At 41.5% G+C, this 21,562-nt stretch carries 19 protein-coding genes; 4 read left to right on the top strand and 15 right to left on the bottom strand.

What is annotated here, in order from left to right; translation table 11 throughout:
- Positions 1-55: 55 nt before the first annotated feature.
- The 12 genes from KZ793_RS12875 to KZ793_RS12930 all read right to left on the bottom strand — a co-directional run bounded on the left by KZ793_RS12875 (position 56) and on the right by KZ793_RS12930 (position 13,821).
- On the bottom strand, positions 56-2,974 hold the full coding sequence (locus KZ793_RS12875; protein WP_225815698.1) for a hypothetical protein: 2,919 nt from the start codon (positions 2,972-2,974) through the stop codon (positions 56-58).
- A complete protein-coding gene (locus KZ793_RS12880; RefSeq protein ID WP_225815699.1) occupies positions 2,940-5,720 on the bottom strand; it encodes a hypothetical protein in 2,781 nt (926 codons plus the stop codon). Before KZ793_RS12880 ends, KZ793_RS12875 begins: the two co-directional genes overlap by 35 nt.
- An 82-nt stretch (positions 5,721-5,802) precedes the next feature.
- Positions 5,803-6,219 carry a hypothetical protein gene (locus KZ793_RS12885; protein ID WP_225815700.1) on the bottom strand — a complete coding sequence of 139 codons (417 nt, stop codon included), beginning with the start codon at positions 6,217-6,219 and terminating at the stop codon, positions 5,803-5,805.
- Positions 6,197-6,637 (bottom strand): GPW/gp25 family protein, encoded by a 441-nt coding sequence (locus KZ793_RS12890; protein WP_225815701.1) that lies wholly within the window; start codon positions 6,635-6,637, stop codon positions 6,197-6,199. The genes KZ793_RS12885 and KZ793_RS12890 overlap by 23 nt, the downstream gene beginning before the upstream one ends.
- A 13-nt stretch (positions 6,638-6,650) precedes the next feature.
- Positions 6,651-8,249 carry a phage baseplate assembly protein V gene (locus KZ793_RS12895; protein WP_225815702.1) on the bottom strand — a complete coding sequence of 533 codons (1,599 nt, stop codon included), beginning with the start codon at positions 8,247-8,249 and terminating at the stop codon, positions 6,651-6,653.
- Positions 8,246-8,929: a CIS tube protein gene (locus KZ793_RS12900; RefSeq protein WP_225815703.1), complete on the bottom strand. Its 684-nt coding sequence runs from the start codon at positions 8,927-8,929 to the stop codon at positions 8,246-8,248. Before KZ793_RS12900 ends, KZ793_RS12895 begins: the two co-directional genes overlap by 4 nt.
- Positions 8,916-9,095: a DUF5908 family protein gene (locus KZ793_RS12905; RefSeq protein WP_225815704.1), complete on the bottom strand. Its 180-nt coding sequence runs from the start codon at positions 9,093-9,095 to the stop codon at positions 8,916-8,918. The genes KZ793_RS12900 and KZ793_RS12905 overlap by 14 nt, the downstream gene beginning before the upstream one ends.
- Positions 9,092-9,550, bottom strand: coding sequence for a phage tail protein (locus tag KZ793_RS12910; protein ID WP_225815705.1), 459 nt, complete (start codon positions 9,548-9,550; stop codon positions 9,092-9,094). The genes KZ793_RS12905 and KZ793_RS12910 overlap by 4 nt, the downstream gene beginning before the upstream one ends.
- A 13-nt stretch (positions 9,551-9,563) precedes the next feature.
- A complete protein-coding gene (locus KZ793_RS12915; RefSeq protein ID WP_225815706.1) occupies positions 9,564-10,745 on the bottom strand; it encodes a phage tail sheath family protein in 1,182 nt (393 codons plus the stop codon).
- Positions 10,746-10,792: 47 nt separating this feature from the next.
- A complete protein-coding gene (locus tag KZ793_RS12920; RefSeq protein WP_225815707.1) occupies positions 10,793-12,196 on the bottom strand; it encodes a phage tail sheath family protein in 1,404 nt (467 codons plus the stop codon).
- Positions 12,197-12,207: 11 nt separating this feature from the next.
- On the bottom strand, positions 12,208-13,308 hold the full coding sequence (locus KZ793_RS12925; protein WP_225815708.1) for a phage tail sheath family protein: 1,101 nt from the start codon (positions 13,306-13,308) through the stop codon (positions 12,208-12,210).
- A gap of 63 nt (positions 13,309-13,371) precedes the next feature.
- Entirely contained in the window at positions 13,372-13,821 is a 450-nt protein-coding gene (locus tag KZ793_RS12930) for a phage tail protein (RefSeq protein ID WP_225815709.1), read from the bottom strand.
- Positions 13,822-14,619: 798 nt separating this feature from the next.
- Between KZ793_RS12930 and KZ793_RS12935 the strand changes: the two genes are divergently transcribed.
- Positions 14,620-15,102 (top strand): winged helix-turn-helix domain-containing protein, encoded by a 483-nt coding sequence (locus KZ793_RS12935; protein WP_225815710.1) that lies wholly within the window; start codon positions 14,620-14,622, stop codon positions 15,100-15,102.
- Positions 15,103-15,508: 406 nt separating this feature from the next.
- Here the strand turns inward: KZ793_RS12935 and KZ793_RS12940 are convergent, their stop codons facing one another.
- Entirely contained in the window at positions 15,509-16,081 is a 573-nt protein-coding gene (locus KZ793_RS12940) for a hypothetical protein (RefSeq protein ID WP_225815711.1), read from the bottom strand.
- Positions 16,082-16,604: 523 nt separating this feature from the next.
- Here KZ793_RS12940 and KZ793_RS12945 point away from each other — a divergent pair.
- Both KZ793_RS12945 and KZ793_RS12950 read left to right on the top strand, forming a co-directional pair.
- Positions 16,605-16,832 carry a hypothetical protein gene (locus tag KZ793_RS12945; protein ID WP_225815712.1) on the top strand — a complete coding sequence of 76 codons (228 nt, stop codon included), beginning with the start codon at positions 16,605-16,607 and terminating at the stop codon, positions 16,830-16,832.
- A gap of 37 nt (positions 16,833-16,869) precedes the next feature.
- Positions 16,870-17,154 carry a Mammalian taste receptor protein (TAS2R) gene (locus KZ793_RS12950; protein WP_225815713.1) on the top strand — a complete coding sequence of 95 codons (285 nt, stop codon included), beginning with the start codon at positions 16,870-16,872 and terminating at the stop codon, positions 17,152-17,154.
- A gap of 255 nt (positions 17,155-17,409) precedes the next feature.
- Here the strand turns inward: KZ793_RS12950 and KZ793_RS12955 are convergent, their stop codons facing one another.
- Positions 17,410-18,273 (bottom strand): helix-turn-helix domain-containing protein, encoded by an 864-nt coding sequence (locus KZ793_RS12955; protein ID WP_118985962.1) that lies wholly within the window; start codon positions 18,271-18,273, stop codon positions 17,410-17,412.
- Positions 18,274-18,775: 502 nt separating this feature from the next.
- Between KZ793_RS12955 and xthA the strand changes: the two genes are divergently transcribed.
- Complete coding sequence (gene xthA / locus KZ793_RS12960; RefSeq protein WP_225815714.1) at positions 18,776-19,582, top strand: exodeoxyribonuclease III; 807 nt, start codon at positions 18,776-18,778, stop codon at positions 19,580-19,582.
- 50 nt (positions 19,583-19,632) lie between these two features.
- Here the strand turns inward: xthA and KZ793_RS12965 are convergent, their stop codons facing one another.
- A complete protein-coding gene (locus tag KZ793_RS12965) occupies positions 19,633-21,561 on the bottom strand; it encodes a DNA topoisomerase III (protein WP_225815715.1) in 1,929 nt (642 codons plus the stop codon).
- Position 21,562 lies beyond the last annotated feature (1 nt).

A 21,562-nucleotide genomic window follows, 5' to 3' on the forward strand; every position in this document is an offset into this window, starting at 1 on the left:
CTTTATTATTCCAAGATTGAAATTGAGAATTTTCAACTAATACATTAGTTCCATTCTATTTATTACGATCAACATCTTCCCGAATTTTCGGCACATATAGCAATTGGTTACTCTCAATAAATCCAGAATGCCATTCTGTTTCAGACTCACCAATAACCTCATTTCTCTGCTCTTTAGTGGCAATTCGCATATTCCCCGTGCCTGTTAATGCAGAAGGCAGACGACCTAAGGTTAACATTTCTAAAATATGGTATGTTTCATCCCCTAAAGGAGCGCCATTATTCTGCCAACGTTTATAAGTGCTGGCAAAATTCTTGAAATGATCCGATGACAGCCAATGAATAATTATAGAAACATGCGCAGGAAATTCAGCTAAAATCTCGATTTTTACCCACGATTCCAGTTTATAAAGATCAATTTTTTTATTTTCAATTAACTGACGATTAATGACTACACTGACGACAAATGAAAAACGATCAGTATGCGCGTATTCTGCACCAGAGAAATACCAGCGATAACGCCACGCATTTTCCTTTTTTGGAAAAGCAACTTTGGTATCTTTATCTCGTTTAATTAATATTTTACCCTCAATACGATCGAATTTTTTTACCACAGCTTTAAGCATATAGTCAGATGGAGAATTCACATTAGTTGATATTTTTTTGGCTGGTTCATAAGGGGTAATTTTATATTTTAGCGTGATTTCGTCCCCTTCTTTGATCATAGCCGGAAAGGGGCTTTGGGGGCTGGACGTTATCCACCGTTCATTTTCTTCACTACTTTCATATGATTTATCATCATAAACCAATTGATAATCCATATCTTCCAACCACACCGGGCTATTTTGCCAGAATAGTTTTTTTTCGGTAAACGCCTGTTGCACTCTGTCCAAATTGTATTCCAGATCAACACTGTTACGGGTGTCAAGATAAAATGATTGTTCTGTAATTTCAGTGATCACTTGGCCCCGTAATGTGAATCCATTCTCACCTTTAATAATTAAGTTAATCATCTGACCATGTAATAGCCGCCCCTCCGTACTTTTCTGAGTCATAATTAAGTGATGGCTGTTAGCATCAGGATGAATTTTAATTTCCAGGTTATCAGGTGTTTGTTCACTGTTGGATGCCTCATCAGGTTTTACTGGCAACAGTCGACGATGCTCAATTAAATAGAAAGGAAGGTTAGCCAAATCAGGCGTTTCACTAAAACATTTTCTTCCCAAGCCTAATCGGGCTGCAATCCGTTTTTGCAGCGCCGATACTTTATCAATACGAATGTTATTACGATGATAAGCCAACTCTGGCTGTTGAGCCAAGTAACCGCGCTGAGTAGAGAGAAAATCCCGGAAATCGAGGGTGAGTGGTCCGGCTGCTCGATAAGTACCAAAATAGCCTAACAGATATTCTAGAATAGCCAGCTCTTTTGCATAATTTCGTTCATGGATGCCATCATCATTATCAATTTGCGCATCATCATTCAGTTTCTTAATTAAGTCAGGCATGATCTCCTGATGAACGTTCTGACTCACTGTATTAACTTTAAAAGGCCATTGGGCGCCGTATACCGTATTTCCCCGTTGTTTAAACGCCAATAGTTTTGGCAATAAGGCAAGCTCCGCGCAGCTATTAGCTAACATCTGTTCAAAAGGCAGCAAAAATTGGTGTAACTGTACTTGTTGCAAAGTATGCTTATTAGTCTGTAATCCATAGCAAGCAGGTAATTTATTGCTTAATGGGTAATAATCCCGCACTTTACGATGTTTGCCCCAGTTTAATAATTCTGGTTGTGTATTAATCAGCGGTTCTGTAATGAGCTTCTTCTTTATCTCTTCACTAGAAACTACAACTTTCACACCACCTTTGGCGATAAGAGTCAATGGACTGTCTGGTGAGGTAATTAATTCCAAGGGATCTTCACCCCATAGTCTGGGATAATATCCTTTAGCCATTTCCCAAGACCAATTATCGCCCGGTAGTGGAGAAATAATTTCCTTATTATCTTTATCTAATACCAGTTTATCTTTATCTAATTCCAGTCGGGTAATACCTTGAACTCCCTTGATAGCCAATAATTGGTTAACCAAATGGCTTAAACTTAATACTATGGTGCCGTTGTAATCTTTGGTCGGCGGTAATTCAGGTATCCAACCGTGATGCAAATAGGGCCCATCAAAAATTTCTTCATTACTGTAACCCATTTCTTTCATTGCCTGGGTGGTATAACGTAGCGGTTTTTCCAGTACCGTTTGTTCCGCCGTCAGATATATTTGGGCAACTATGTCAGCAATATCTTTAACATCATTATCAAGCTGAATATCAATCTTCAATGGTAAATCAACAGGCTTCAACCAGATAATTTGACTCACCCATTCTCCCAAATTGCGATTATCTTTCAGGAAAGCATTAAGTTTCTCCTGAGCCAGCTTATTATCAACCTGAGTTTCCCGACTCGGCAACAAATAAAGCCAATAATTTCCTCTTAATGTTAACTGTTCACTCTCTGAATCGGGGATTTGCATGAAACTGTATTCACGTTTCTTTTTGCTATACCAGTATGTGTAGCGTTGATCGTTAGGTTCACATATCAGTAGTACATCATTAAATAAAAAGTAACCATCAACCGTGTCATCACTATGCAGGTCCAGCAACGCCCGACGATAATCGACCAAAGTAATTGGACCACAGGTCAGCATCTGTTGCGGGCCAAACTCCTGGGGAAAAATACCGTCACCGGGTATCTGTTCCTCTTTTCTGGGTGTAAGAAGATCCAAAAGCGGCAACGAATGGCGGTAAGCTAAATCCGATGCGCCATAACTACAGGCTTCCAATAAGGTAATCCCGGGATCACTTTCATTCATATCACTCCAACATTGACCAGACTGTTGCGCAATAACAGCCTTAGCCTGAGCAAGTAAGGTATCAAAGGCAATATCATCTTTAACGACGGGAAACAGAGCATCCTGATGATTCATTTATTAACTCCTTAGTTGAAGAATGTTTATCTGACCAGACTAAAATCAGCACTTCATTATCGTTAGCTTCGATACTTGCACCCACGGCACCCGTAACTCGGTTAGCTATTGTTATGCTTAAATGGGTGACGCGTTCTACCAGAGGAGATTGTTGGATGGTGGCTAATAACTGGTAGTAGTCAATGTGGTTACCCATTGTCACGCCGATAGCAGGATTCTCCCCCCACGGCATATATGTTCGGCTTAATTGCTGTTGTAGCTGATGATGACCATAATCCGAATTAACGCCGGAGATGAAGGTCACTTGATAGTCCACATTAACGTCAACATAAGTAGGATTGTTGATTTCAATGGTTGCCCAAGGGCTACTTAATTGACTTAACCATTCGACCATCTCAGCCAATCGCGCCGGGTTCAGTTTTGGACGTAATGCATCATCGTTATCCTTGTAACGGTTATCCGGGATCACTATCAGTTGTTGCTTTTCCGGCGCCGGAATGGTGGTTAATTTACCGCCTGAATGGTGTCTGACATCAAATAAGCTGACAAAATGATCTTTTAGTAAGGTAACCATGTTCCCCCAACTCAGCACTCGGTTACGATGGGACAACCGGACAGGAACTCGTTTTAAGAAAGCGTGCTCAGTTTCTTGCGAGCGACCGTCCCAAGAAGCCCAAGGTTGCGTAACGCTGCTGATTGCAGCAATAGTGTTTGCTGGAATAGTGTTTACCGGAATAGTGCTTACCGGAATAGTGCTTACCGGCTGTTTTATGCTGCCAGCGGCCAATCGATGAATGAAATGATCCTGCTCAACAGTTTCTGCATTAGTTAAAGTGACGGTAGTGGCGTTGTACAGCAAACCTTTAATGCGTGGGTAATCTTGGGGATCAGTCTTATCAACTATCTCGGCTTTCAGCCAGTACCGCCCCGTCGGCATCAGGGCGGCTCGATTTGCAGCATCCTGTGGCAATAAGGTGCGCCATATCCCCCGGTCGAACAAGTTACCGGTTTGGTCGTCAACGAATTTATCCAATTTACTCCAGGTATTGCTTTCGCTGAGATAAAACCAAGATAAAGTGAGTGCTTTAATACCTTCTAATTGCCAATAGAGAGATAAAGTTTGCCCCGGTAATACTCCCGTAAAGCCTAAATAGAATGCCTCATGGGTGAATGTTGGCGTTTCGGCTGCCTTACCCCGGCCAAAAGGCGTCAGAGGGTAAACAGCAAATTGCTCAGGTTTAGCTTTAGCGCTGAATTGAACCTGCAATGCACTGATTCGTGGCGTATAGGGTGAATTCTTACCAGTCGGATTTTGCCAATATTGGACATGCATAAAATCTTGTCCGGCCAGTTCTATGCGTACTGACGCAGGCCAGTCATTGGGAGATGCACTGTCTGCAAGGAGATAATTCATTTTTGGCAAGGTAAATTTTACACTTTGTCCTTGTGGTGCTTTATCTCCGTCTCCATTGAATAACGACTGCGCTTCATTAAGCTTTTCTCTCTTTTGAGGTGTGACTAAATAACCCTGTATTTTGAATACACCATTATTGGCAGGCTTGGGATTGTATTTGTCATACCATGTTGAAAAACTTTCTGTAGGCAAACCAACCCATTGAGGGGTTACAGTCAGTGTTGCACTTTCAGTGCCATACCATTCCGGGGCAATCAGATTAAAACCAGAACCTGACAACGGTGATTGACCAAAAGGAAAGCTGGCGGTATCCGTCTGTTCGATACCGCCGTCAGAGGAATAACGCACACTACGGTTACCATTAATGCTGACTTCAATCTCTTTAATCTTAGGCAGAGTTGGGCCCTGAGCAGTGCCCAGCTTTAATACCGGCACATCAAACGTCATATTGTCCAAGGCATCCGGTGGCGTGATCGGCGCATCACTGGCGGACAATCCGAGCTCAAGCATTGTGTTGTTGACAAGTTTTACCGATAAAGAAAGCCAGCGATTTTCCGCACTGATATTAGCTGTGATGTGCTCAGATTTACCCTTCCACTCGCTGGCTAATGTCACTTTAATCGCGCGCTCTCCTGCTGGCATAGCAAATAAAGACGAAGTAATTAAATAACCGGACAGAACCGGAGCATCATTAGGCGTTGGGCTAAAAAGCCGAATACCGTTTTCAGGTAATGCAATATTATCTGCAAGATTTAGTGGTATTGCCGATTTCCAGCCATCGCCATCTTTGCGATACCAACATAGGTCAGTCAATTCTCCTTGATTTGCCAATACATTCGACTCGGACACATACTGTAATGGATTGCCGACGCTATCATGCCCGGCATCAAAAAGAGTTCCTTTCGGAATAAGATATTCAGCGCAATCAGCATTCAGGGTAATACCTATCGCCACCCGATCCGCTTGAGCATTTCTCGGTTTTAAACCCAATAATTCCCGGTAATAAAGATCACGATGACGAGTCGGAAAGGTATTGAATAATATTTTAGGGGTTTCTAAGAGTGTCAAAAAAGCCAATAAAAAAGCCTGATGAGCGGGTAAAAGGCCGTTAGCTTTATTCGTGTCTTGGTAAATATCTGCTAATTGCTGAGGATTGTTTTCCTGAATAAAGTAGAAGCTATTCCAAAGTTTTCCTTTCTCTTGATCAAAAGGGATTTTTTCAGTGTATTCCTGAAGCCAATTTAATATATCCAGCGTACTTCTTTCATCAAGTTTAAAAATAGCATCCGATACAATCGCGGTAAGTTTATTTTCTAATTCGGTCTGCCCCATATTTATACCACCTGTTATTTGAATATGACTTTAATCTATTTTTAGGAGATCATTGTTATTTACAAGTAAATTAAAGCGTTATTTATCCGACACTAACCGCATATTGGCTGGCAATAAATCGGCCTTTACCCATACTGGGTGCTGTTATATCCGGGCCACTCGATGGATTATTTGCCGGCTGTGATGGGGTAAAACGGGCAATAAATTGCTGTCCAATAACAATGACCGTGGCAGGGCTATGACAAAAGTTTACCTGCTGGCTAGCATCCAATTGAGCAATAGTGACCACACCCATGCCGGGAACCGGATGGCTAGGGGTAATATATTGTGCCTGGAGCTGTATCTTTTTTTCATCACCCACCATCACGATCTTTTTACCTTGGATCTTGGCATGACCGCTGCCCCGGATGATTGCCGGCCCCAGAATGGTGACCTGCCGGTTACCGAATAAGGGCTCAAATAGCAGGGTGTCGCCATCAACCACCAGTGGTTTGCTCATAAAACACCTCTATCGGACCTTCACCAATCTCAAGAATACCTTCAATTTGCTGGCTAATTTCGCTGCCTCTCAAGGCATAATTTACCTGAACATGTAAAATATTCGGTAAATCGGTTTTCTGACTCACCGTAATTTCGGTCATTTCCGCACGGGGTTCATAACGTAATACTCGCTCTTCAATGCGTGTTTGAATTCTAGTCATCAATTCATCACTGATATTTTCAAACATATAATCATTGAGACCACAACCGTAATCTTCACGCATAATCCGCTCACCAGGTTCAGTGAGAAAAAGAATTTTCATACTCTGGCGGACATGTTCTGCCCCTTCTGCCATGACGATTCCCATCCGAGAAGAAAACTGTGGCGGAAATGCCCAACCCCGACCATAAATATCGGCTAATATTTTGTCTGCCATCTTATTTAACCTATTATTGTGTTAAATTAATTTTCGCCCCTTTAATATCAACCCCAGATTTTCCAGCGGCTGATAGGGATTTTTCGGCCTGAATATTAATTTCCTGCGCATGAGTGATGATATTTTTCGAAGAGTTAATAGTGATATCTTTATCCTGTTGCAAAGATAAGGTATTTTTTCCACTATTAAATGCGAGTGTATTGTCTTTATTATCGAATATTAATGCTTGCTGATTCTCTCCCTGTTTAATCACTAACGTTTTCACCCGATTTTTTTCACTGGGTTCTAACGGTGATCTATTTTTAGGATTGTGCATAGCACCTAATATCACCGGAAAACGGGGATCACATTCAAAGAAACCGATAATCACCTCATCCCCCGGTTCTGGATAGAAGCAGAATCCACTCTCATGACTGGCGTAAGGTTTACCTAAGCGGGCAAAAAGGGTGCCGTTTAAGTTTAAGGCCGGTATTTTGACCGGAATACGGCCTAGCGATTGGCTATCCTGTTGGTATTTTTCTACGATCCCGACATGCAACTCCTTAACTTGAGGTATAACCTGTTCTATGTCTGATTGCATGCCTAAAGTTAACCGGGTACGCCAACCTTGTCGCTGGGTGATGGTCTGACTGACACTGGTAATAATCGCCTGACCATCCATTCCCGGCCCGAAGCCAGTTAATGCCAAAACATCACCCGGCTGATAGCAATCATTGCCTGCAACCTCAAAACTGCCAGATATATTATGGTTTCGCCGGTTGCCCATGATGCTTTGAGTAAACTGCTTGGTTTGTTCATTATCCAATGGGTAGCTGAAAATCCATTGCCACTCTTGATCGGTCAGCGATTTCAGCGTGTCCGTAGCAAGTTGACCATGCCCAAACCCACTACTTTTGACCCGAATCGCCTGAGACAACTTTTGTTGGTTAATGTCCCAAGACTGTACACTTACCGTTTTTGGGCTGCGCTGATTATCCCATTGCAGATTAGCTTCAAACAGCACAACGCTCTGATGGTCGCCGCACTGGCGAATAGTATGCACGGTTGACCGATTAAGTGATTCCGGCGTTACCAACGTAACGGCATCATGGCCGGGGAGCAACCAGGTATTCGTAGCACTAAGTCGGCTTTTTAAGAATGTCCAGTCATTGCAACGAAACTGCACCATTTGCTCATGTACCGTTTTAAGTTGAGGCGCCTGTTTTATCGTGACAGGCACTCCGGCCTGGCTGAATAGCTTCTTGATAATTGCCTCATCACTCTGCTGACTAAATAGTTGCGAGTGGAAATTATGTGTTAATTTTTGCAGTGGATGTTTTGCCGTCAGAATCATTAGACTGTCCTGACCTTTAAGCCCCAGTGTCTGCCGAACGATGATCCCTTTGAACAACACATTTGTTTGCATCTGCACAATCAGTTCATGATTCGGGCGACAACTTGCCAACTCAGCCTGCGCCTTGGCACCAAAAATATGACTGGTATCACCCATAATACCCAAAGTGACGTTAGCCGAAGGAATGCCATTGATAGGGTAATTTACTGACAGGCTGATAACCGTAAACTGATTGAGCGTTTTGCCACCTATCTTAATCACGATCGGAGGTGTCTTCATGCCTCCCTCCGCGCTTGTAGCGTTTGTCCCGGTGTGAAATCATCAAGATTATCCAGATCGTTTTGCCAAGCCAGCGAAAGATAATCAATACCCCCCGCCAAAGCAGCGCCAGCGCCCAGTGCAATCAATGGCAGGGAAAACATATCGATTACGCTAACCGCAGTAGCCGGTGGCGATTTTAACTGTTGCTCAGTGGTCTGAATAACAAGGCTTTCATCCGCCACCAGCGATAAGGTGGCAATTGCCCGTAACGGCATGGCGTCCCGGTCAAACAAGGTGTAATGAATACTGAGACCGCTGGCCCGGCAGGCAAAATAGCCTTTGTTTTCCCAACGCATTTTGCCCCATTTGATTTTAAGAAAATGCGGGACTTTGGTACCGGCATCAACGGCACAGAGGGTTTTCAGTGTCGCCAGTTGGGTTTCTATCGGAGTATTGTTGCCGGGCATAGACGCATCAAACAATAGATCTAATGACAGACCCGCGGGCTGAGACGACATATAGTGGTTGCTTTGGTGGGCATGGGTAATGCTTTCATCGTTTTTATAATTGGCTTGATAATTGAACTGGATCGCATCGGGGTTATACATCACCGGTAAACTGCCCACCAAAATTTTACCTTCCCGATCTTTAAAAGCAGTCAGAGTGAGTTTGGACAGGCTACGTTCAATTAAGCTCATAATGGCCTCCTGTTTCACGTAATGCCTCTAATACCTCCCGTTTCACCCTTTCAATCAGGCGAGCGTCATCCAACGCTTCTTGGGCTAATGTTCGCGGGAATGATAAATCACCCGCAGAATCGGTAACTTTAGCTTGAATAATCAGTTCTTTAATTTCTACAGTCATGCTTTCACTCCTAACCAGCGCATATCCTGATAACGTAACTCCAGGGAATTGACCAAAACGGCATTGCTATTAGCATCAAAGTCACCAGCAGACCAACGAACCGGTAATGCGTTACTCACCGTCCAGCTTGCCACCGGTAAAAAATTTTCATTCAGCAACATAATGACCACATCAGCATAAACCGCTTTTTCTCCACGCAAGACACGATCAAATATCAGAGTCAGGGGTGTAATCGTCATAACACCACGCTCCAATACCAAACTACCGTGCTGGATCTTCTCGGCCAGCCAAACATTTCTGGCATTTTCCCCGCCCTGGCTGTGTTGGGTGGTTTGCAACTCTCGGCTGAGTCCCGATATGCGCTGAAAGGCAATATCAAGTGGACTGGGAATATTGTTAAACAGAAAACTGGCGATAAAACGGTGTGACACTGACGGGGTGTATAGATTGTGCATATTTTTCCCCTGTTTAATTTAATCCCGTTGTCCCGGTACGCGTATCAAACGTCAGACTCAGCTCAATAAATTCCGCGGGAATTAGCAGAGCCAGTTTGATTTTCATGATCATTTTCCCGGCCCGCAAATCCGCGTCACTCATTGATTCGTTGACACCAAGTAATATGTCAAACGCTCGGTCCTCCTGGGTACCTAACAGTCCACCTTTCAGCCATAATTGATGCAACCAGTTGTAAGTTTGGCCTTTAAGTTTCATCCAGGTGATCGCGTTGTTAGGTTCGAAAACAAAAGCCCGACCTAATCGGGTGATATGCGCTTCGATATAGGAAACCAAACGGCGAGTTTGGATATAGCGCCAGGAAGAACCGGGAATGTTGTCCAGCGTGCGGCATCCCCAGACTTTAATCCCTTTGCCGGGGAAGCTGCGAACCAGATTCAACGAAGAGCCCCTCTGATTAAAGAGTGCATCAGCTTCAATAAAAGAACGTATCGGGCTGACCACTTTAACTACAGCCACATTGGCCGGAGCGGCCCAGATACCATTCTGGTTGTCATTACGCTGGATAACAGCCGCCACCGCAGCGGTAGGCGAAAGGATGATATGTTCACCCTTTTCTTGATATGTGGTTTTCAGCCCCGGCCAATATACCGCGCCCCATTGCCGATCACTTGAGGAACACTGCTCCAGACATCTAGCGGCCAGTACCGGATCATCCGGGGCATCCAGCAATCCCATGATGCCACGTCGACTCTTGCAAAGGTTGAGTACTGATTGCCAAAACTGCAACCAAAGATCTATGTCAGCACCGGGCTCTCCCATCTGATTAAAGCGGACAATATCAGGGACGACAATCAGTGTGATATTACTCTCCGCGGCAACAGCCTGTTTAAGCCAATCCTGTTGCAGTGCGGTGATCAATGATTGAAAATCGTTCAGTGGTTCATCAGAGTCCAGCGGCAGTACATAGGCTTGTTGACCGCCATTTTCAAAAAAGTGGCGTACGGAGTAGTACATTAATCCTGACTCACGAAATTTTAGGGTAAAGTCGGTCAGGCTGTTTAATTTGACTATGGTTTTATTGCTCGAACTTTTTGGAATATAACCAATAAAAACCGGTATACCAATAAATGCATCATCTGGCTTCTGGGATATCAGGTTTTCCGCAATTGTCACACCCGGCTGTTTTATTTCCATTATCGTTTCCTCAACAGGACAGGCGCGGAAACCGCGCCCCAGTACGGTTACTGTGCTACTTTTTGCGAAAATTGCAGGATAATAAATTCAGCCGGACGAACCGCCGCCATCCCAACCTTGACGATCATTCTTCCTTGCCTAATATCGCTCTCGGACATGGTGATACCTTGACCAATTTGCACAAAATAGGCTTCCTGGGGGTTACTACCAACCAGTGCCCCCTGTTGCCAGAGTTGATGGAGATAGTTGTCAATGGCTGACCTTACCTGCTCCCAGGTCGGTTGGCTATTGGGCTCAAAGACGGCAAATCGCATTGCCTGTTTAATATCCCGTTCCGCCGCATTAAATAGACGCCGTACCGGAATATAGCGCCAGTTGTCATCATCTTTCAGAGTACGTGTACCCCACACGACAAATCCTCGATTATTGAAATAACGGATAGCATTGATACCTTTTTGATTCATGGTACCTTGCTCATCTTCGGTGAGCCGTTCTTCTACATCACTAATGCCACTCAGAACAATATTAGCCGGTGCTTTCCAGACACCCCGACCAGCATCAGTAGCACAATAGACACCAGCCATGATTACACTGGCGGGAATCGTTCTGCTTATGTTCTGTATTGCAGCAACAGCTTGCTGATAGACATCGGGGTTTTTCTCTTTGAGTTGTGCCAGATTCTTGATGGTGTCTAATGTTGTACCTGCATCCTTATAACCTGAAACAGCTATAAGGCTCTCTTCCGTTTGCATAAGTTGTGAAACTTTCACCGCCGGATAATACGTTGCGGTTTGTGAGGGTACATTAACACTGATGGCGGTTGTCTTATCCTGGTTATCAGCGATAAGGAAATAGCCAGCATTCAATAATGAAGGCGTCAAACTGTTATATATTTGACTTTGATAACCAGAATCCTGTTCAGAACAGACGATCAGAGTAATTTCTAAAGCCTGCTCAATTAATTCGGGAATTAAGCCCAAAGTTTCAGTATTTCCCAAATCAGCAATTGGCAAGATATAACAAGGTCCACCGCCATTTTGAAAATAAAGTTTTAAAGCATCACTGCTTGTCGTGTAATTAACTGCTGTCACCTCGTAAGTGTAATCAGCTTTTTTTTCTTCTTCATTTGTATCGCTATTAACCTCTCCATTTTCTTTGGTAGCTTTGTTTTCGGCTGATATATCATTTTCAACTTTTTCAACTTTCTTGGGTTTTTTAGCGGCAGGTGGAGGTGTTGATTTAATATCTATTGACGTAACACAACCCACATGAAACTGGTTAGTGAAATCCAACCAGCTACTAACCCGTACCACTTGTGGCGTTATGCTTGTTTTCTTAGGCGAGAAGCGGCCAATAAAAACAGGAATTGCTGTATTCCCTTGGCTGATAGAAAGCGCCAGTGATGCATCTTCTTCAATATAGACGCCCGGATAAGTTGGTGTTATTGGCATATTACCTCCAATTATTGTGCGACGTTCTGCGTAAACTTCAAGATAATAAACTCGGCAGGACGAACCGCCGCCATACCCACTTTAACGATCATTTTGCCCTGTTTAATATTGTCATCAGTCATAGTGATACCTTTACCTATTTGAACAAAATAAGCTTGCTCGGCTTTATTTCCCACCAATCCGCCTTGTTGCCAAAGAGAATAGAGATAATTATCAATAGCTCGACGCACAACTTCCCAAGTGGGTTGGCTATTAGGCTCAAAGACCGCAAAGCTCATGGCATTTTTAATATCTCGCTCGGCGCTGTTAAACAGGCGACGAACCGAGATATAACGCCAGTTATCACTGTCCTCAAGCGTGCGAGCTCCCCAAACCAATGTGCCGCTCTTAGGGAAATTACGGATCATATTCAGTGCTTTTCCTTGGTTATATTGTCCTTGCAGGTCATCAGTCACTGGATATTTAGGTTGTAATCCACCTTGAATAGCCACGTTAGCCGGAGCTTGCCAAACACCTCGGTTGTTATCAACGCTGGCATAAATACCCGCCATCATTGCACTGGGGGGAATATCAACACTCGCTTTTCTCCCTTCATCATCTTTTTCATTTCCCCATTCGGCGGTCAGCCAGGGATAGTAAACTGCGCCATAGGCAGTAGCGGTATAAGACTTAAGCACTTCATCGGATTTTTGATTCGAAGCTATTTGAGTGGCTGGACCATCAAAAATGGCGAATAATCCTTTGCCCGGTTTACAAAGTGTCCCTACGGCAGTAGTGATATCTTCTCCGGCAGCAATCAGCAATGTGACATCATCTAGTTTCGGAATTTGACCTACTAGGTCTTTAGTTTTCACGAGATAGCCATATCCCCCACCGTTAATAAAATAGGCCCGTAGTGAAATATCAAGCTTATCATCAGGATCAAATTGCCCACCTTTTCGTGTCAAATAGTCCAACCAACTACTAATACGGACATAATTTTGTGTGGATAAAAATTTATTAGTATTTGCAACCGCAAAAACAGGGACCGCCGTTGCACTGGAACGGACAGAGAGTGCCAATGAAGCATCTTCCTCAATATAGACACCCGGATAAGTTGTACTGATTGTCATAATATTCGCCTTTAAAAAACACTGTATTGACGTGCCAGACTATTCCTGACACCAAACTGTGTATTAATGGAATTCAACAGTAACCCGATCGGCTTTCAAACTTATTTCCTGCACCGCAACTTCATTACTGGTAGCATCAAAACTGGGTGCTGTTAGTTTTTCTGGGAAAGCATTAGCAATATTCCAGGTAATCAGCAGATTTGAACCTGTTTCATCAGTGAGGCTAATAGAAATATCTTTCTTCTCTATCTGATTAAGCGAAATAGAATTAATCCAATCGTACAATTTAGATTGCCCTTTAAATATACCGCGCTTCAAGGTAATTGTTGGTCTCTGACGCTGACCGGGCATTTGTAACCAATTACCAATTCCATCACGATATTCAATCGTGTCATAGCTAATATCTAATCCCGATACACTTTGAAAAGACATTTGCTCATCACCAACGGCCACAACAAAACGGTAAGTTGGAATGGGGTATTGAACAGCAATTTGATCGGCAGTTGTAGACATTGTTATTTCCTTAAGAGTTAAATTCATAACCGGGTTAAAACACACATCATTTTAGGTACGCTACCGCCCTTAGGTATCATGCCTAATGCCTTACTTGTGTATTCACCGTGCTTTAATATCCAAACCCTCATTCAAGCAATGAGGCGACCTGACTACTGACTAACGTAAGTTAATACGTGATAAACATCACGTTGTTGGAACTTGAAGCTATTCATTGAACAGTAATCACTCAAACACCGATAAATAAAAGTTAAAAATAAAAAATAATGATTTTAATCTCTATTTTTACTTATAATTCAATATGATAAAAAATATCACTCAATCAATAGGGTTATTGCTTATGAACATCTATTTATCAATTTTTACAAAATGAATTTATAAGAAAAAAACAATACCTAAAAATAATTTATCTATATTTGAAAATTTTCATTTATTTCACAGAGAATAGAGACAGCATTATCACAAATATAAACAAAATTAATAATTAATTATCATTAGTTTTATTTATTAATGAGAAAAATAAAAATAACCCAGATAACAAAATAAAATAAAAGATTTTAAATTATTTATTTTCTTGCATTACTTATTCATAAAATATATAAACTCTAATAGGCATAAGTGCCTAATTGAGCCCTCCTGGCTATATACCTAATAGATTTCGAGTTGCATCGCGACGGCAAGGGAGCGAATCCCCGGGAGCATAGAGAACTATGTGACCGGGGTGAGTGAGTGCAGCCAACAAAGAGGCAGCTTGAAAGATAACGGGTATAAACACTAAACAGAGGCAAAGAATGCGTTATGTTGAAAATAACTAGAGATGTTTATTTAGACTGTGACTCAAACAAAATAATTCATGGTAAAAATATATTTATCATTACGGAAAAAGAGAAACGCCTGTTAGTTGCACTGTGGGAACATGCATCCCAGGGGAATACGTTAAACCGGGAACAACTGATCCCTCTGGTTTGGCCTGAACGCAAAAACGGAGTAGCAGAAACCAATTTACTGCAATTAATCTGTAAATTACGTCGCACATTACGCTATTGTGATCTAGGTGAAGCCATACACACAGTGTACCGGCAAGGTTATCGTTTTATCCTGCCATTTCAAGATAACGAACAAGATAATAGTCAACCCCAAAATACTAACTTACCGATTCCCACCGATACACCGCCAAAGCCATTTTATTGGCGTTTCACCAAGATGATTGTTATGTTTATCACCGCAATCATCTGGATATCAACTATCCTATATACAGCCCCTTTTTTAGCTAAGAAATAATGATGTTTTTATTTGCAATAACAGTTAAATTCCCATCATTGGATGGTCCATTACATTAAACAGCATATAATCAGATTATCCACTTCTTCTTTACGGCTCATTTCAGCAAGTTATGGGCCGCTTTAATAAGAAAAGATCATGACTCATAACATTGAAATTATCTGTTTTTCCATCGGTGTAACTCCTTTGTCAATTTCATCAGATAACAGAGTAGCAACAATTTTATAAACACCTTCACCAAGTAGAAAAACCCTCTTTAATACCATTGATGAAAGCATAATATATTGGTCTGTGTTCACTTCCTTTAGATGTAAAAAGGACACCAAAGCGACCTGGTTGAATTAGTTACTTGTAATGTTTGAGTATTGCGAATATAAAAAACCACCCGAAGGTGGCTATTGTCGTCTTAAATATCTTCATCCAATTTTTTATGATCTAATTTCAGAAATTCCTGGAATTCCTGGAACTCCTTTAATTCCTGGATTTTTTTTTCGAAATCTGGGATCGCATAAACATCTGAGCTCGTATAAGCCAACTGACCGGATTCTTTACCAAACATCACATGTATATCAACTGATACCGTATCATTATCATAACCTATAGTTATAACCCCACCATTTTTCATCGCATCACCAAATTCTTCTTGTGATGGGTACGACGACGGCTCTCCGTATTTTTTCTCTAACGATTTGAATACTGGCTTCAGGTATTCGCCAATACCAATCTCTAATCTTTTAAATTTTCCATTAAAAAAAAATGCCATTGCTCCACGCTTTTTGTTAGCAAACGAAAAGTCAGAACACGAATAAAGTGATATTTCTTTTATTCGCGGGCTTCCCTCAAACTTTTCAAAATCACATAACTTCTTCGAAAGGAACTCTTCTTCTGTCATACCAAACTTTGCATCTTTATAACCATCAACTGCCATTGCACCAAAGCTAACCATTCCCAATGTAAACATAACTGCCAATTTTTTCATGTTATCTCCTTTTGCTTTGAGCAATGATAACAATGAGAACAGTGTTAAACCAACCCCAAAAACCTCTATCAAGCACCTGAATGTGGATGCTTTGGTGAACTACCGCCGCAGTCTGCTGCATCTATACCCAGTTCAAAGGCACTCCATGAACACCTTTTGCAGAATATTATAAATACGCCTTCATTATTAACGGCTGATTCAGAATCAAGGCTTTTTTATCATAAAATGCCGCACGTTTAATTTTGATTAAACCTCAACAATAAATAACCAAATATCTTTAAAAAAACAGTCAACAACCCCAATTAATATCATATTCATTGATAACATTCTCATTTGTTCTTAATGAGAATGTATTTACAAAGATAGAGATAAATGGGTACTAAGATGCGGAAAATAATTACTAATTAACCAATAAAGTAACTTTGTAATGTTAAATAAATTCATAAAGTCATGGAACTATCCGCCTTGTTAAGCTGTCATAAACCTATTACTCATTCCCCTACAATTAAGGATGGAGATAATAATGGTGCTCAAACAACTCATCTCAGCTACTCTGATTTTTAGTTCACTGTCAACTGCTGCACTCGCAGGAAAACCACAAAACTATCTCTACACTTCATCCGATGAGCTTGAGCAATTAGGTCCTCTGCTAGAACGTCAAGATATTGCCGGTGTACAAATTGTTTATAGCTGGAAACAATTGGAGGGTGCACCGAGCATGCAAAAAATCCTATGGGGTGCAATATGTTAACTTCTGGCCATGTGAATGGGATAACGATCATCAATATATGTCTCGTTTTTTTAATTTCGCGTCGAAAAATAAGATCGGTATCGGCGGTCCCGATATCGTGCCGTGTCAATCTGCTCAGATGAAAAACGCTTATCGCTTTTTCAACCGTTACAAAGGCAAACCGGATTTGGTGGCAATAGCAGTCCAAGAACCAACACTGACCTACACCAACCCAAAAACTAAAAAACCCTTCACTCAGGAAGAGTTTACTCATTTTGCCGAAAACTACTTGGGGGCTAACATTATTTTTTGGAGTACCACAACACCGTGGCTAAAGCAGTAAAGCAAAGGCCATGCACAATGGGTTGTGCCAAACACCAGACGAAAATGAATAATAATGTCAGGCTTGTAGTACAAGTTGCTCCAAAAGGCGAGGAACAGTCCATTTTTCCTCACCATTACCAAACATTTACTCGGAATATTCAAATAAGAATTTGGAATATAAATTTATCATTTAGGTACAGTGAAAAATCTTTATAATTATCTCCGCATAATAACAACGCGGAGCTTACCATAATCCTCTCCGCGTAGATGAATTTTAACTCATGTCATTAACTGAATCGATAAAACGATTAAGAACACTTGAGTGTGATTTAGACTTATAAATATAACATTGATTTGCTGCACCAGGTTTTTCAATGGGAACAAAACTCAAAGCGTCTCCTCCTTCCAATTCATCAGGATGAGAATCTGTAATAAATATATAATCTCTGGAATAAATGAAATTCATGCAACATCCCATATTATCCATCTGACGCATATTTACTTTTCCACCACTTTGAATAACTTCTTCTTCCAAGTTTTTAATGAAACTACTTTTATAAAGTACAGGATCGCATAGCCAAGTATTACTCTTTAGCAATTGCATCACATCACCATTAGCAATATCTAATAACTCTTTTCGGCAGCAAATTCCCAATTCAGGCCCTTTTATTTTACTAATGAGGCTGAAACGGTCACTCAGTATCTTTTCTGAGCTCAGAATGAGCGTGTTGCCGTCATAATCCACTATTTCTTCAATGTTATCATAACTAAACCGGAATATATTTACCTGTGAGCTATTTCTATCAGCTGCCTTATATAAATAAATAAGATGTTTGTTTTTCCCCCAATCGTAATAAATATTAACTATGTTACATATACTACCACTGATATGTTTTTTAGTTATTTCTTTTTCTTGTAAATAAAGATCTTTAAGATCGTTATATAATTCTAAACCATCTTTAGTCAAACTCATCCCAAATTTCTCCCTTTTGAAAAGGCGCTTCCCTAATGTTGCTTCGAAGTCTTTGATTGATTTAGCTACTGGAGGAGTTGTACGGTTCATCACTCTTGCCGCTTTACTTAAAGAACCATTTTCCACCACTGCCATGAATGCTTCTAATTTACGAGAAAAAAACATAATTCACCGTTCCTATATAACTTGTGGCTAAAATAATTTCTTTGAAATAGCCTTCACCAAATGACAGCTAAATCAAGTTTGATACTGTGAAGGCATAAATTTTGTACAAAAAAACAAATACTTCTCAAACATATACCACATAAAAAAAGCGTATGTTCAATACATAGGTGGCTCAATAAACTCTATTATTCATGTTTATCATGGTTCAAAAATTAATCTCAACCAATCAACCATTAGAAAATATAAACATTACTAACGAGCTCAATTTTCTATCAAAGATTAGGATAGGGTTCTACATTTTTCAGTAATCAATTTTTGTAACACTAGAGATAAAAACGGTCTAACCGAGGCTCTTTCTCACCACAAATTATTATATTTTTCACAGCAAATTATAATATTAGGGGATCCGTTACTATTTCGTGCTGACCATTGTCAATAGTTACTTTTTAAGATCCATCTGTTACTATTGTTCCTGTGTCTTTTTACTGGATGGCTGTAAAAGATGAAATTTATCTCTTTTAATATTAATGGACTACGTGCCCGCCCCCATCAGTTAGCTGCGATCATCGAGCAACATCAACCCGATGTTATCGGCCTACAGGAAACAAAAGTTCATGATGAAGTGTTTCCTTTAGAAGAGGTTGGGAAACTTGGCTATCATGTATTTTATTACGGCCAGAAAGCCCATTACGGCGTTGCACTGTTAACGCGCCAGGTGCCTCTTGCGGTGTATCGTGGTTTTCCAGGGGATGATGAAGATGCTCAACGCCGTGTTATCATGGCGGAAATGGAAACCCCACACGGGCCATTGACCGTTATTAATGGCTATTTCCCTCAGGGAGAAAATCGTGAACATCCAGTGAAATTTCCGGCAAAAGAGAAATTTTATCAGGATCTGCAAAACTACCTGGAGCAAAACTTAACCCCTCAATCACACGTGATTATCATGGGTGATATGAATATCAGCCCGACAGATCTGGATATCGGAATTGGTGAGAACAACCAAAAACGCTGGTTAAAAACAGGTAAATGTTCTTTTCTGCCTGAAGAGAGAGATTGGATGGATCGCCTGAAAAATTGGGGCCTGGTTGATACATTCCGGCATCTCAATCCTGAATGTAATGACCAATTTTCCTGGTTTGATTATCGATCCAAAGGGTTTGATGATAACCGAGGATTGCGGATTGATTTACTGCTTGCAAGTAAACCCTTGGCGGAGCGCTGTATCGCAACAGGCATTGATTACAAAATCCGTGAAATGGAAAAACCGTCAGATCATGCCCCAGTTTGGGCAGAATTTGAAATTTGATATTCTGTTAACACCGATGTTTTTTAAAATAACGCAATAATTGCTGCGCTCTATGGCGCAGCTATTTTGGTGTTTTTCGTTGCTTTCATTTTTTTCCCTTTTTTATCTTTCACTGGGAGTGGTGGTAAGTCACGAAAAGCGGTTAAATTACGGTCCTGTTTAGCCTGCCAAATTAATTGTTGCAATGTCTCCTCAAGTGGCACCATGAAATCTTGATAGCGGAACTGTTTTTCACTGATTTGCGTTAACCGAGACTCCCAATGGGCGGTCATATCCGGTAAAGCGGCCATATCAGGCAATACGTGAATCAACGCCCTACCCGCAGGTGTTGCATGAATATGACGCCCTTTTTTATAAAGAAACTCCCGTTTAAACAACAGTTCGATAATGCCAGCCCGCGTAGCTTCCGTTCCTAGCCCATCTGTTGCACGAAGAACTTTTTTCAGTTCCTTATCCTGTACAAAACGGGCAATTCCGGTCATAGCAGAAAGGATAGTCGCATCAGTAAATGGTTTCGGCGGTTGGGTTTGGCGCTCTACCACCTCTCCTCTCTCACACAATAATTCATCACCTTTAGCAACAACCGGTAATGGCGTTCCGTCATTCTCTTCGTCACGCTCTTTATTTCCAAGCAACGTTCTCCAACCTGCCTCAGCAAGAAAACGGGCTTTAGCAATAAATTTTCCACCCGCAATTTCTAATTCAATAACACATTTACGGAATATGGCATCCGGGAAAAATTGCATCAAATATTGTCGGGCAATCAAACCATAAATATTAGCCTCGTTATCCGTCAGATTTATATGACTACTTCTAGCTGTAGGAATAATTGCATGGTGAGCATCAACTTTTTTATCGTCCCAACAACGATTCTTTCTATCTATTTCCAGTAACTTTTGTGGCAATAGATTTGTTGCATGAATAGATATCGCATTAAGCACTGAATGACGACCAGCAAAGTGTTCATCGGGCAAATAACGACAATCAGAACGGGGATAAGTAATTAACTTATGTGTTTCATACAATCGCTGACAAATATCCAATACTTGCTGCGCATTTAGGCCAAAACGTTTAGCGGCTTCAATTTGCAAAGAAGATAATGAAAATGGCAAAGGAGCGACTTCAGATTCCCGTTTATCCTGATAAGAGATCACATAGGCTGGTTGACCGGTTATTCTGGCAACAACATGTTCAGCCAGAGGCCGGTGTATTAATCGCCCTTCTTCATCCAAAAAATCGATACAAGATTCACTTGGTTGCCAGATAGCGATAAAACGTTCATCTTTCGGCGTCACAATATGCGCTTTCACCTCAAAAAAATCTTTGGGTACGAAATGCTCAATCTCTTCATCCCGGCGAACAACTAAACCCAAAATAGGGGTCTGAACCCGCCCGACAGATAATACCCCCTGATACCCCGCATTGCGGCCAAGCAAGGTATAAGCACGGGTCATATTAATGCCATAAAGCCAATCAGCCCTAGCTCTGGCGAGAGCTGAAACACATAGCGGAATAAAATCCCGGTTATCTCTTAACCGCTCAACAGCTCTGGTCACCGCTTGCGGATTTAGATCACTTATCAAACAACGACGAACATTTTTCCGCCTCACAGCATCCAGTTTCAAAAAATCCAGAACCTCATCCACCAACAGTTGCCCTTCCCGATCTGGGTCACCGGCATGTACTATTTCATCGGCTTTTTCCAACAACGTCTGGATAATATTGAGCTGTTTCTCAACAGAAGGTCGCGGTTTTAACTGCCATTTTTCAGGAATGATTGGAAGATCAACTAATGACCAACGAGCAAAACGATTGTCATAGGCATCAGGTTCCGCCTGTTCCAGCAAGTGCCCAATACACCAGGTAACAAACTGGTTATCTCCACAAGCGATAAAGCCATCACCACGGCGATGCGGTTTTGGTAAAACATCAGCAATCGCCCTGGCTAGACTTGGTTTTTCTGCAATAAAAAGCCGCATG

Source organism: Photorhabdus antumapuensis (genome assembly GCF_020387775.1).
Lineage (GTDB): Bacteria > Pseudomonadota > Gammaproteobacteria > Enterobacterales > Enterobacteriaceae > Photorhabdus > Photorhabdus antumapuensis.

Coding starts and splice junctions, on each gene's coding strand:
- KZ793_RS12875 (WP_225815698.1), bottom strand. CDS start 2,974: ATGAATCATCAGGATGCTCTGTTTCCCGTCGTTAAAGATGATATTGCC.
- KZ793_RS12880 (WP_225815699.1), bottom strand. CDS start 5,720: ATGGGGCAGACCGAATTAGAAAATAAACTTACCGCGATTGTATCGGAT.
- KZ793_RS12885 (WP_225815700.1), bottom strand. CDS start 6,219: ATGAGCAAACCACTGGTGGTTGATGGCGACACCCTGCTATTTGAGCCC.
- KZ793_RS12890 (WP_225815701.1), bottom strand. CDS start 6,637: ATGGCAGACAAAATATTAGCCGATATTTATGGTCGGGGTTGGGCATTT.
- KZ793_RS12895 (WP_225815702.1), bottom strand. CDS start 8,249: ATGAAGACACCTCCGATCGTGATTAAGATAGGTGGCAAAACGCTCAAT.
- KZ793_RS12900 (WP_225815703.1), bottom strand. CDS start 8,929: ATGAGCTTAATTGAACGTAGCCTGTCCAAACTCACTCTGACTGCTTTT.
- KZ793_RS12905 (WP_225815704.1), bottom strand. CDS start 9,095: ATGACTGTAGAAATTAAAGAACTGATTATTCAAGCTAAAGTTACCGAT.
- KZ793_RS12910 (WP_225815705.1), bottom strand. CDS start 9,550: ATGCACAATCTATACACCCCGTCAGTGTCACACCGTTTTATCGCCAGT.
- KZ793_RS12915 (WP_225815706.1), bottom strand. CDS start 10,745: ATGGAAATAAAACAGCCGGGTGTGACAATTGCGGAAAACCTGATATCC.
- KZ793_RS12920 (WP_225815707.1), bottom strand. CDS start 12,196: ATGCCAATAACACCAACTTATCCGGGCGTCTATATTGAAGAAGATGCA.
- KZ793_RS12925 (WP_225815708.1), bottom strand. CDS start 13,308: ATGACAATCAGTACAACTTATCCGGGTGTCTATATTGAGGAAGATGCT.
- KZ793_RS12930 (WP_225815709.1), bottom strand. CDS start 13,821: ATGTCTACAACTGCCGATCAAATTGCTGTTCAATACCCCATTCCAACT.
- KZ793_RS12935 (WP_225815710.1), top strand. CDS start 14,620: ATGTTGAAAATAACTAGAGATGTTTATTTAGACTGTGACTCAAACAAA.
- KZ793_RS12940 (WP_225815711.1), bottom strand. CDS start 16,081: ATGAAAAAATTGGCAGTTATGTTTACATTGGGAATGGTTAGCTTTGGT.
- KZ793_RS12945 (WP_225815712.1), top strand. CDS start 16,605: ATGGTGCTCAAACAACTCATCTCAGCTACTCTGATTTTTAGTTCACTG.
- KZ793_RS12950 (WP_225815713.1), top strand. CDS start 16,870: ATGTCTCGTTTTTTTAATTTCGCGTCGAAAAATAAGATCGGTATCGGC.
- KZ793_RS12955 (WP_118985962.1), bottom strand. CDS start 18,273: ATGTTTTTTTCTCGTAAATTAGAAGCATTCATGGCAGTGGTGGAAAAT.
- xthA (WP_225815714.1), top strand. CDS start 18,776: ATGAAATTTATCTCTTTTAATATTAATGGACTACGTGCCCGCCCCCAT.
- KZ793_RS12965 (WP_225815715.1), bottom strand. CDS start 21,561: ATGCGGCTTTTTATTGCAGAAAAACCAAGTCTAGCCAGGGCGATTGCT.